The 11,906-nt window shown below is 38.9% G+C and carries 11 protein-coding genes and 1 pseudogene; 8 read left to right on the top strand and 4 right to left on the bottom strand.

What is annotated here, in order from left to right:
• Window positions 1-587, bottom strand: a pseudogene (locus tag C7H19_RS18335) (hypothetical protein); the annotation flags it as partial.
• 205 nt (window positions 588-792) lie between these two features.
• Here C7H19_RS18335 and C7H19_RS25365 point away from each other — a divergent pair.
• Complete coding sequence (locus tag C7H19_RS25365) at window positions 793-1,167, top strand: hypothetical protein (RefSeq protein WP_146136545.1); 375 nt, start codon at window positions 793-795, stop codon at window positions 1,165-1,167.
• 18 nt (window positions 1,168-1,185) lie between these two features.
• Here C7H19_RS25365 and C7H19_RS18325 read toward each other — a convergent pair whose 3' ends face one another.
• Window positions 1,186-1,383, bottom strand: coding sequence for a hypothetical protein (locus tag C7H19_RS18325; RefSeq protein WP_245927623.1), 198 nt, complete (start codon window positions 1,381-1,383; stop codon window positions 1,186-1,188).
• 160 nt (window positions 1,384-1,543) lie between these two features.
• Between C7H19_RS18325 and C7H19_RS18320 the strand changes: the two genes are divergently transcribed.
• The 3 genes from C7H19_RS18320 (at window position 1,544) to C7H19_RS18305 (ending at window position 4,041) form a co-directional block, all read left to right on the top strand.
• On the top strand, window positions 1,544-1,741 hold the full coding sequence (locus tag C7H19_RS18320; RefSeq protein WP_106458371.1) for a hypothetical protein: 198 nt from the start codon (window positions 1,544-1,546) through the stop codon (window positions 1,739-1,741).
• Between the two features lie 366 nt (window positions 1,742-2,107).
• Entirely contained in the window at window positions 2,108-3,145 is a 1,038-nt protein-coding gene (locus tag C7H19_RS18310; RefSeq protein ID WP_106458369.1) for an AbiTii domain-containing protein, read from the top strand.
• A gap of 65 nt (window positions 3,146-3,210) precedes the next feature.
• Window positions 3,211-4,041 carry an NYN domain-containing protein gene (locus C7H19_RS18305; RefSeq protein ID WP_106458368.1) on the top strand — a complete coding sequence of 277 codons (831 nt, stop codon included), beginning with the start codon at window positions 3,211-3,213 and terminating at the stop codon, window positions 4,039-4,041.
• An 84-nt stretch (window positions 4,042-4,125) separates the two neighbouring features.
• On the opposite strand, the gene C7H19_RS27055 is transcribed toward C7H19_RS18305, so the two are convergent.
• The gene (locus C7H19_RS27055) at window positions 4,126-4,248 is read right to left on the bottom strand and encodes a hypothetical protein (protein ID WP_281261731.1); all 123 of its coding nucleotides are present in this window, start codon (window positions 4,246-4,248) and stop codon (window positions 4,126-4,128) included.
• Window positions 4,249-4,290: 42 nt separating this feature from the next.
• On the bottom strand, window positions 4,291-4,470 hold the full coding sequence (locus C7H19_RS27350; protein WP_181280664.1) for a hypothetical protein: 180 nt from the start codon (window positions 4,468-4,470) through the stop codon (window positions 4,291-4,293).
• Window positions 4,471-4,532: 62 nt separating this feature from the next.
• Between C7H19_RS27350 and C7H19_RS18295 the strand changes: the two genes are divergently transcribed.
• The 4 genes from C7H19_RS18295 to C7H19_RS18280 all read left to right on the top strand — a co-directional run bounded on the left by C7H19_RS18295 (window position 4,533) and on the right by C7H19_RS18280 (window position 11,896).
• Window positions 4,533-5,186, top strand: coding sequence for a ParA family protein (locus C7H19_RS18295; RefSeq protein WP_106458367.1), 654 nt, complete (start codon window positions 4,533-4,535; stop codon window positions 5,184-5,186).
• Window positions 5,162-6,106, top strand: a complete 945-nt coding sequence (locus tag C7H19_RS18290) for a ParB/RepB/Spo0J family partition protein (protein WP_106458366.1) — start codon at window positions 5,162-5,164, stop codon at window positions 6,104-6,106. The genes C7H19_RS18295 and C7H19_RS18290 overlap by 25 nt, the downstream gene beginning before the upstream one ends.
• A gap of 160 nt (window positions 6,107-6,266) precedes the next feature.
• Window positions 6,267-8,060, top strand: a complete 1,794-nt coding sequence (locus tag C7H19_RS18285; RefSeq protein ID WP_106458365.1) for a competence protein CoiA — start codon at window positions 6,267-6,269, stop codon at window positions 8,058-8,060.
• Window positions 8,061-8,554: 494 nt separating this feature from the next.
• Window positions 8,555-11,896, top strand: a complete 3,342-nt coding sequence (locus C7H19_RS18280; RefSeq protein ID WP_106458364.1) for an Eco57I restriction-modification methylase domain-containing protein — start codon at window positions 8,555-8,557, stop codon at window positions 11,894-11,896.
• Window positions 11,897-11,906: the final 10 nt, after the last annotated feature.

Raw genomic sequence — 11,906 nt, 5'->3', positions numbered from 1 at the left:
CCCTTTTGAATATTCGCTTCTTCGACTAACCGTTGTGCCAATTTCTCAGGGGTTGGGAAAAACCCTGGTATCTGTAGCCCAATCAGCGATCGCTCGAGTTCCTGTATTTTAAGTTGGAGCGGATCGACAGAAGCCTTGACGCTGAAGCTAACTAAGGCTTCTATTGCGGCTCTGAGGTGATTGGGTTCGCCTAACTTGAGAGCCGTAAGTTTGATACGAGTATGGTCGAAGTGGGTATTTTGAGGATTACAGATCTCCGAGATACTAGATCGACCGCCGTAACGATCCGAGTTCTTGTCCCAGTTTAGGACTTGCTGTAGCAGTTCTAGCTGAGAACGGTTAGCGATCGCTTCAAGCACGGGTGATAGGTTATCCTGTTCGAGCGCAGCAGCCATCCCATACAACCAACCTTGAATCTGTTGTAACTTTTGTCCTTCCTGTTGCATACTAGCTGCAATGTTAGCACGTCGCCGTGTCGGACGTTGGGAAGTGATCGCTGGCTTCAGGTAATACTGAATTTTGGAGTCCAGAGCATCCGCTAAGGTCTTGAACTTATCCGCTTTTTTGTTAATTAGAAGTTGAGGCATCGTTGCTTTAAAAGATAGAATTGCAATAAAACAACGATGCGGAGCATCAAAAAAAACGACATCCAAACGGATATCGTCATTTACAATTTTTAGATTACTTTTTCTGGTAGAGTTGCCGTAATAGCTCGAAGGATGCTTCGGTACTCATCCCGATAATCTTGATCTCCCAAGCTTTCTCTAAACGCTTTCCCCGTCTGAGTTCAACTTGGTAATTCTGGCTCAGATTTTCGAGGAAGGACTGAGCAACGGTCAGATCGTCAAATCCGATGTAAGTGCAGTGGCGGCTCCCATCGGGGCGAGTAATTGTAGCGAAGTTCGGGTAGAAATAGTTCAGTCGCCAGCCGTCACCGAGCAGTTTGCAGGTAACGGCGTTTCGGGGAATGATGCTTGTAGACATAGCGATCGCTTCATCAGTGAAGTGCGATCGTCATTGCTGCGCCAGCAGCATTTTTTCCAGTTTAGGGTGCGCTTAAAAGGCTTTAAACCTTATTCCGTCGTTAGGAATTGCGCCCTAAACACTCTTAGCTCAAAAAGAGTGAATGAATTTAGGGTGCGCTCTTTAGGCTCAAAACCTAAATAATGCGTATTTGGCTGCACCCTAAATCGAAAGTTCTCGCTCTTTCCCTAGATAGAAAGAATGATGGATTCCATTGCGGCGAAAACGGAGATAGCAATAAGGCCCGCAGTTGTTGATCGTTTTCTTCTCGATATAGCCAACTCCGTAACGAGCTTTATCTGAGCCGGTATCCTCAGATTTTTCTAACTGTTCGAGCAAGATATCAAGTGCGTCTCGCACTAGGTGCAGATCCTCAGTACCAAGTTGGTAGCAATATGCCAGCACCTTTTCTACTGTTGGAATGTTATCTTTCCTTTTTTGTGGCATGATCGATTTTAGAGAAGTTATTTTATAATATTATAGCTCAATGCCTTGTATACATGACATTAAAGCATAAACAATGAGCAACCCAAATCCGAAAACCGACCAGTTAAAACCGTATCAAGTGAAAGCCTTAAGTGAACCTTTAGCCGCCAAGCCTTTAACGGTAAGAGTTTCCGTCGAGGTCGATGAAGCGATCAGAAGCTTGCCAAATAAAGCGGAATGGATGAGGCGGGTATTAACGGAGGCGGCATCGGAAGAATTACTGAAAGAATAGCAAGCAATCGTCATTTTTCCTGCATTACTGGGAATTATGAATTATATACAGACTCAAGAAAGCGATTAAAAATTATGGCTGATGTCGAACCACAGATGCGACAGTTTCACGAAAAGATTAAACTGAAGCGTTTCAAAGAAAGTCAAGTGCTATGTAAAAAGCGAGAGCGAGTTCTCAATTACTTTGATTCAGGACTCTCTAAGCTGTTTGAAGACAAGAACCTTACTCTCCTTACTTATAAGACTGTCTTAACTGATGGCTTGAGAGCCAAGAAGATATATAAGATTGCTACTACGGCTTCAGCCAAATGATCGATAGGTAAAAGTATCTTTTAAATTTTTATTGTAATAGTTGAGAAGAATAATTGTGAATTCATTAGTCCTAGAGTTACAAAAAGATGCTCTTGATTCTTCTATCTCTGTTTTAGACTTGCTTCGCAAAGCTTTACTTGTGTCGAAGAAGCTTAAAATCAAAGAGTTTGAAATCTGGATTGAATTGGAGTTGAATGGTTATGGTAAAACTCCCGTACCCGAATATCGCTTAGTTCGGGGTCAGTTAAGAGCGTTAAATCCCTATCATGGATGGCAGCCAATAATAACCACTCCAGAACTCGAAAGCTCATTCGCATCTTTATGCAACTGCTCAATTTATCAATCAATTAGTGAGTTGACTACCTTAGGTAATAGCAAAAACAACGAGTTAGAGTTCCAGCTACCATTTGAAATAGAAACAACTATTGTACGTTTAGTTAAGGCTAAAATTAAGATAACTATTAGTAGAGCATCGATACAAGCAATTGTGGAATTGACAAGAGATGTGATTCTTCGTTGGGTATTGAAGCTAGAAGAAGACGGTATTATAGGTGAAGGGATGACTTTTTCTCAGGAGGAGAAGAAGATTGCTGCTAATCACGATTACAGTAAAATTATTCAAATTAACATAGGGCAAGCACAAATGCAAAATTCATCTTCTGAGAGTCAGGCTAGAGCAGAGAACTTCAAAAATGATTTACAGGGAGCTAATATTGTCAACTTTGCTAACCAAGTTCAGGACAATGCACAGCAAGTTGCCTCAGATTTTTCTCAAAATATCAATCAAAACATTAATGAGATTACTAGACTAATTACTTCCCTTCGGCAAATGGCTCAGAATTTTCCTCAATTACAAAGAGAAGAGGCTATAGTTCATTTAGACGATTTACAAGAAGATATTGCCACACCAAAAAAGCAAAAGCTTCAGAGAATTAGAACTCGTATAGTTGCTTTATTGACAATTGCCAGCGTCATTGCTGGAACTGCTGATTTCGCAAACAATGTCTTAGAACTGTCTCAAAAATTGGGACTTCAAATTGATGACATTAAACCTAATCCTGTGGAAGTTCTTCCTGCATTGCCGCTCAATTAGCCAAGTAATTCATCTCAACCTAAGTCAACTTAATAGGGTAAACAGTTTCATTGAAAAAAGTTATTATGTCTTTTAATAAACATTTCTCCAGTGGGATTGAGCCAATTAAATATTTGTTTATTGATGGTGGTTCTCTAGATTCTGTATTAGCAACATTTTCAAAAGAGCTTTTTGGAGATCGAGAACTTGAAATTAATTATTATCACCTAGCAAAGGGCTATCAAAAAGTTTTTTACTATGACTGCCTACCTGTTAAAAAGGAAGGTGAAAATGAGTTAGCTTATAAAAGCAGAATTAAACCTAAAATTGAATTATTTAATCATTTAAAATCACTAGATAGATTTCATGTTTATGAAGGCACAGCACGATTTCGAGATAAAAATAAGGGGCAAGAGCAAAAACAAGTTGATATTATGATTGCGGTAGATATGCTTACTCATTCTTTCCGAAGAAATATGCAGGAAGCTACTCTACTTACAGGAGATCTAGACTTTAAACCCCTTATAGATGCTTTAGTTCAAGATGGAATGCACGTTGAGCTTTGGTATCCTAAAGGTAAGGCAAATTATGAGCTAGTTGATGCTGCTGATTCCAGAAAACCCCTCACGATTGGAACTGTCCAACATTGGTTCACTAAGAGCTTCCAGTCAAAGATGAATCTTCCTGATACATCCCAAGTTCAGAATGTAACTCTAGGGATGGAATGGTCAGAGATTGTAAAAATTGAAAAGAAAACATATAGTGCTTTCTTCTATGAAAACAAGGGTCTTTATGCTGCCGTAGTTCCTAATAAAGATGGTGGTAATTACCTTCATAGGCATGATGATTTGAATCAGTTAAAATTTTATGTAGAACACCTTTATGGCTTAGACATTTATAGGCCAAATGATTTTTAATATTTATAAGAGCAATCCGTCAATACACGTCTGTGACAAGAAACAGGGTGGTGGATTCAAAAAAATCCTAACAATTCCCTGCTTTTAATCATGAACGAACCTAGAATGTTTATAATCCTGCGACATTTCGATGCCACCGGAATTAGCGATACAGGTTTGATTATAAATGGGATGATCTTCCATAACGGTTAAGTCGTTGTCAGGCATGAGATCGGATCTCAATACTCCAAAGGGATAGCTGAGTTTGCATCAATAGATAAGAGTTCGGCGATCCGTTCTTTGATCTGATTTAAAGATAAGTCTTGCGCGATCGCCTTTTCTAACAACTCGGTTCGCTGTTCTTCGTCTTTGAGCCGCGCAATCGCACGTCAGAGTTTGATGATGACAAGTCATCATCGAATGAATTTCTTTTTTGGCTTTTTTAGGCACTTTTTAGCAATAGAAAGCATCTAAAATGTTAATCTAAAAATGATTAATATTTAAAGTGTTTTATGCCAATTATTGCTCTAGTCAATCAAAAAGGAGGAACGGGAAAAACGACTGCCGCCGTTCATCTAGCGAGTTGGCTCTCTCGAGAAGGTTCGGTCTTGTTGGTTGATGCTGATGCTCAACAAAGTTCGAGCATTTGGGTTAAGTCTCTCATTTCACCAATGCCCAATGTAGTCGAAAATGACCCAGAAAAATTGTTTGAAATTCTTCCTGAATTTTCATCCCGTTATGATTTTGTTGTTATTGATGGGCCAGGAAGTCTTTCTGAAATTACGAAAGCAATTCTAACAAGGTGCGATCTAGCTCTTGTTCCCTGTCAACCTTCAGGGTTGGATCTACATAGCAGTAACAAGATTTTAAGGTTTATTAACCATGCACAAGAAATCAGAGGCGGAAAACCCAATGCGGCTTTATTTCTCTCCCGCGCTACTCCCCGAACAACCCTGCTACGGGAATCAATTGAAGTTTTGAAAAGTCAAAATATTCCTCTCCTCGATGGAATTATTTATCAAAGACAGTGTATCGCTGACGCTCCGACTCAGAATAGTACCGTTTTTCAATTAGTCAGCCCTGCCGCTAGAGTGGCTTGCACTGATTATCAAATATTATTTAATGAAGTTTTGGAGTTGTTATGTCTACCCGTCGCAATGCGTTAAAAGACTTTATCTATCAAGATCAAGTCGAAGAAAAAAAAGAGACTGAACTTACTGAATTAAAGATTGAACAGTTAATGTCTTGGTCTGGACAACCTCGGAAATATTTTCCACCTGAACATATTGCTTCTCTTGCTCGTTCGATCACCCTTCGTGGCTTAGATTATCCCCTAACTGTCCGTCCTTCTAGCTCGAAAAAGGGCTTCTATGAAGTGATCAAAGGCGAATGTCGCTATCGTTCGGCTCAACTCGCTGGTCTGACAACGATTAACGTTAGAGTTAAAGACTTAACAGATGAAGAAGCTTTAGATGAGGCTCTAGATGAAAATCTCAATCGAAAAGATCTTAATCCAATTGAAGAACTTGACGGACTTCTCAAGCGAATCGCCTTCCGCACGAAAATAAGTTTAGAAGAAGTTCAATCACTGTTGTATGAGATGAAAAATTCTTGGGAGAAAATGGATCAATCCGACAGGGAAAACGTTTTCCCTAACACTCCAATCTACTCTACGGTCATTGATATTTTTTCTTCTCACGGCCGAGATTGGTACAGCTTTACTTGTAGCCGCTTGAAGCTATCGTCAATCCCAATTGAGCTTTATCAAGCAATTTCAGAAGGAAAAATTGAATATACCAAAGGATTAAAACTCAAAGCGATCACTGATCCGCTTGATAGAAAAGAGCTACTCGAACAAGCGATCGCCGAATCCTGGTCATATCGAGAGATTGTTGAACAAGTTAAAGAGTGGCAAAAAACTCAAATCACGGATACTGAAACAGTTGTCACACCGAAGAGGCGAATGAAAATTCTAAGCGATCGACTTTTGAGAGTGAAGGAGCGAAAAAATCCTGAATTGCAAAAGCAACTAGAGAAAAAAATTTCTCAAATCGAGAAATGGCTAGATGAAATTGAGCAACTTTAGTCAACCAATTGCATTCTTTTTCTTGCTTGGTCTAGGTTCTTCGCGGCTCAACGAATGTTGGCAAGATTCTGACCCATTTTCGTTTGAAATAAATCCGCAATTTTTTATCTATCGTTAGGGAACTCTAGAGTTATCAATAGATATTAGTTTAAGTTCTGTCATGCCCTTTCGTGCTTTTATTAACGGTCAGGAAGTTATTGCTCTCGAAGTTACGACAACTCAATGGCAGACGTATCAGAAGGACAGGACTAAAGTAGTAACTATGAGTTGTTGTCAGAATCGGGGGATTCTCAAAACCAGTCACAAAGGATTACAGTTTTTCGCTCACCATCCCGATAATCCGAAGCCTCTAAACTGTTCATATAAAGGGGAAACAGAACAGCATCTAAGGGCAAAAATGGCGATCAGGAATGCTTGCCTTGAACTTGCAGGAGTTGCCTGCAATGTGGAGGTATCGGGGCAAGGCTGGCGGGCAGATGTTCTAGCCATAAAAGGCAATAGAAAAATTGCTTTCGAGATTCAATGGAGTCCCCAGAATATTGTAGAGACACAAATCAGACAGGAACGTTACCGACAGTCAGGAGTAGAATGTGTCTGGCTGTTCCGAATAATTTCCGATTTATCCCCCAACCCTTCCTTACCTATTTTTCAACTGATAGAAACTGGTGGTGAATTTAAGGTTAAAGTTGAATCTCATTATTTATCGCTCGAAGATTTTGTCAAAGCCTGGCTCAATGGGCAGATCCAATACTGTACTTATCTCCAATCATCAACTTATCAAAAAATTAATATTGGCATCAGTTCTTGTTTTTGTGCGAAATGCCAAGAAAAGAACCATTATTTTCAAATTTTAAACTCTATTTATCCCTCAGAGTGCAGTTTTCCTGTAGAACGGAATCAATCCAAACGGACTAAATTAGAGTTTAGACCCGAAATTGTTCAAATCATACAAAAGTTTTTAGAACAACAAGAGCAAGAAGATTTATATTTAGCAAATATTGAGTTCTATTACCTTTTTTCTCAAAAAATTTGGCGTTTTACGTGCTGCTGGTGTGGTACACCTATTAATGAAGATAATGAACCGGAGTGTATAGCAATTTTAGAACACAAGATCAGATTTAATCCACTGATCGCAGATCAAGCTTTTCCTCATTGGTGTTGGTCTAAATCGGCTCTGTTTTGTAATCAACCTATTGTGTCTAATGAACCCCAACAGTCTGTAATTTGGATAGAGGGGAGAAAAAAATCTAATTCTGTAACAAACAAGAAAAGTAGCATTTATGTTAAAAAAGAAATTGAGACTAAATTTTTTAAGCTTTCCACAACAGAAATAGAGCAGGCTGATTTACCAATCTCAATCGAAAATAAAAGCGATTCTCCTATCTCATCTTGGAACACTTATCGTTGTCAAGATGAGATCTCGACAGAGCTAAAACCAATTTGGGATTTAATTTATAATTCTTTACCTCAAAAGTATGAAGGTTTTTTTCGCTGCTCGGCTTCTTTAAAATCTTTTGATGAGCAGATAATAATTATTGATTTGATTCCCCCTAATCGGGTTCAAACTCTTAATGAGTATATGCAAATTTTTCTAATAACTTGCCAAACGGTTTTCCAATCAAAATCTTTAAGGGTTAAAGCTGAATTGCTTAATAGTAGAGAAATTCTTTGGGATTCGCAAAGTGCGCTCATCCAATGGGAAAGCCAAGATGTAGTCATTAATTTGTCTCAGATTTGGCAACATTTTCTTGACCAAATCCCATCAAATCATAATTCTTTGCGTCAACTTCTAAAACAACATGGCAATCTACTTGAGATTCAAAAATCACAAGTGATAATAAGTTTAAGCTCACAACCTTTAATTAAGCGAGTTAAAATGGATGAATTCCTAATCAAAGAAATTTTTGAAAAATGCTTAGAACAATCGGTTGATGTAGCATTTATTTTACAGTAAAATATTAGGACTGAGAAATGATAAGATGTTTAATTTCAATAGTGATCGCAGTTTGCTCAGATCAATAATTGTGAAGCGAACAGTGTATAACAATTGCAATGCACCAAAATGATTCAGTATGGACGGTTGGATACAAAGTTTGTCTGCGTCTGGTGATTGCCACCGTTATAATATCCCTTCTGCCACTATAAGAAGGAACCAATAGTTTGTGACTCTTTGTGTCTTTAATAGCTCCGATGTCGTAAATAATTGTTCAATTTCTCATCTGTCAGTGATCTAAATCACTTTTTGAATAGAAACTACAAATCGATTTTAATTAATTAATAATATAAATTTAATTAAAGCTGTAATTCTTATACAGTCAACACTGATGTCTAAAATACCAAAAATTAAACACTAAACTTTAGGATAAATTCAGTAAAAACAACTAGAAAGAATCAGCGAATTTGAAGGAATACTATCAGTGACGATTAAAATGTAGTGGTTAATCCTTCATGCCTGCTCGATTATTGCAGTTAGATCATCTTAAAACTCTTAGAAATCCCTCGGAAATCGCTAATTTATTTCAACGTCTTGGTTATAACGCCGAAGCTCAACCCTTACCAATTGATGACTTAGCACTTCCGACTCGAAGTACAGAAGCTATTTGGGATGCTCATTTGATTGCCGATCAGTCGAAAGGAACGGAATCACTACAGGTTTTATTGTTCCATCTTCGAGAACAAGAATTTGCTTCACCTTCAATAGCCAGTAGTCGGATGAGGGCGATCGCAAAAAGTTTATCTAGTCGTGCTTCTAATTACCTGTTACTTGGAACGAAGGATTACAACCAACTCATGTTAGTCAATCCCCGTGTCAATAGGGATAACAAGGATAAGTTCGATAATCTCAAAGTTAGCATTCGCAAACTGCTAATTGACCGCAATAATCCAACACCCTATGATCGAGATCGATTAGAAGCGATCGCAGTTAATGGTCAATCTCCCAACTCACTCTACAAAACTCATTGTGAAGCGTTTGATGTTGAGAAGCTGACTAAGAAATTTTATCAAGGCTACAAGGAATTATTTGAGAAGGTACAAACGATTGTCCTACAACATAATCCTTCTTCCTATTTCGAGGATCGAGAACGGTTGCATCAATTTTGCCAACGCTTATTAGGACGAGTAATGTTTCTCTACTTCTTACAGAAAAAGGAATTTTTAGGAGGCGATCGCCGTTTCTTGAAAACCCAGTATGAACGACTCAGACTCGATCCCGAAGATACAGATTTTTATCACCAAATCCTAGAGCCATTGTTTTTCGATACCCTTAACCGTTACCGTCCTAATCAAGAATCCCAATGGGGTCAAATTCCCTATCTCAATGGTGGTCTATTCGACAAAGATTATGGGACAGATGTTATAGATGCAGCAGGACAAATCACACCAGAACGAATCATCATCCCCAATGCACTGTTTGACCCTGGAGAGCCAAGCAGTGTTTTAGGGTTCTTCAATAGCTATAACTTTACGGTTTCTGAAAATACACCCGATGATGAGGATGTGGCTGTTGACCCTGAGATGTTGGGAAAAGTTTTTGAAAATCTGTTGGCGGCTGAAGAACGGGGGCAAAGCGGTACGTTCTACACCCCTAGAGGAATCGTTCAGTTTATGTGTACTGAAGTTCTCTGTCGTTATCTGGCATCGGAGACGAGGATGGATTTGGAGCAAGTTAGCAAGATTGTCGATTATGACCCTGAATTGCTCGATGCTGATTTCAATCAGTTGATGTCTTCCCAACAGGCGCGAAAACTCAAACAAGCTTTAGATACCCTTAAGTGTCTCGATCCAGCCGTCGGGTCGGGAGCTTTCCCACTAGGAATGATGCAGGTAATTCTCAATGTGAAGCAGGCGATCGCTCGACGAGAAGGGATGACGGTTCAACGGGGTAGCCTAACGATTAGCCAATGGAAGCGAGACATCATTGCTAATAACCTTTATGGAGTAGATATTAAGCCCGAAGCTATTGAAATCGCTAAATTGCGGATGTGGTTATCGTTGGTAGTGGATATTCCCAATATTGAGGATGTAGAACCTCTGCCCAACCTCGACTACAAGCTAATGTGTGGAGATAGTCTCATTTCAACGATTCATGGTGAGCAGTTAATTCCTGACCCGACGCAAGAGCAACAGGGAATGTTAGCGGTGACTCCTATTCAGCAAGCAATTCAACCTTTACTGGATTTACAGCATTGTTATTTTAATGCTCAAACCGAGGAACGCCGTGAGTTAAGAAAGCAAATTCTAGAAGCTGAGGCTAATGTGTTTCGAGTCGCAGTGAGGGATCGCGTTAGTTACTGGGAAAGGAAACGGAAGAAACTAGCAATAGAGATTAAAACAATGGGTCGGGCTAGTCGCATTCAACAAAAGGAACTGGATACGGCTACGACTCAGTTAACTCAGTTGGAACGTTTTGCGACTGAGGTTGAAAGTGGAGAGCGATCACTTAACTTCTTCCAGTATTACCTGCATTTTCGGGATGTGTTTGAAACTAAGGGCGGGTTTGATGTGGTGATTGGAAATCCCCCGTATGTCAGACAAGAACAGATCAGGGAACTTAAACCCGCTTTACAGTTAGAGTACGAGTGTTATACAGGGATGGCAGACCTTTATGTTTACTTTTATGAGAAAGGGTTTAACCTACTTAAATCAGGAGGTCATTTAACTTATATTTCCTCTAATAAGTATTTCCGTTCAGGCTATGGGGAAAAATTACGGAAATTCTTAGGGGACTCGGCAACCGTACAGCATCTTATTGACTTTGGTGATGCACCCGTATTTGAGGCGATCGCATATCCGAGTATCATCCTAGTCAGTAGAAGCAAGCCTGAGAATCATCAAGCCCGTGTGTTGAATTGGGAAGAAGGGCAGTCTATTGATACGTTTTCCTCAGTGTTTAAGCAAAGTAGTTTTTTAATACTTCAAAAAGAGTTAACGGCTGATGGATGGCGGTTAGAATCTCCTTCTGTATTGCGGTTGTTGGATAAGCTGAGGGCTTCGGGGACTCCGTTGGGCGAGTACGTCAATGGACGGTTTTATTTTGGTATTTTAACTGGGCTAAATGATGCTTTTTTGATAGATAAGCAAACATATAATTATTTAATTCGTCAACATAGTTCATCTATTTCTGTAATCAAGCCTCTTCTAAGAGGAAGAAATATAAAACGCTGGTCGATAGAATTTGCTGAACAATATTTAATTAGGATTGAGTCTTCTGAGAATAAAAAGCATTCTTGGAGTGATAAACAAGAAAAAGAAGCCGAGAATATTTTTTCAAAAACTTATCCTGCTGTTTATGAATATTTCTCTAGTTTCAAACAATCTCTAATTGCAAGAGATATTAGAAATCAAGGCAAATATTTTTGGGAATTAAGATCTTGTTCTTATTGGAATGAATTTGAAAAAACAAAAATCATAATTCCAACAATTACTAAAGGTGTACAATATGCTTTAGATTGTGAAGGGCATTTTAGTAACGATAAGACATCTATTTGCATTACTAAAAACCCAAGTTATGTATTAGGTATTTTAAATTCAAAAATATTATGGTTTTTAGTTCAGAAAGTATTTCCTAGCCGACAAAATGGTTTTTATGAATTTAAACCTACTTATGTTTCACAACTCCCCATCCCTACCACCTCCAAACCAGATCGCCTCGCCATAGAAGCCCTAGTGCAAAAGTGTCTTGATGCCAAAGGAGTCGGAGTAGAGCAGTGGGAAATGGAGATAGATGATAGGGTTGCTCATTTGTATAGATTAACTGATGAAGAATTGAAGGTTATTAGGGGAGAATAATAGAAAAAAG

The organism is Aphanothece hegewaldii CCALA 016 (assembly GCF_003007785.1).
GTDB classification, from domain to species: domain Bacteria; phylum Cyanobacteriota; class Cyanobacteriia; order Cyanobacteriales; family Microcystaceae; genus Chroococcus; species Chroococcus hegewaldii.
The sequence above is the reverse complement of the archived record's forward strand: the minus strand, read 5'-3'. Positions and strand labels throughout refer to the sequence as shown.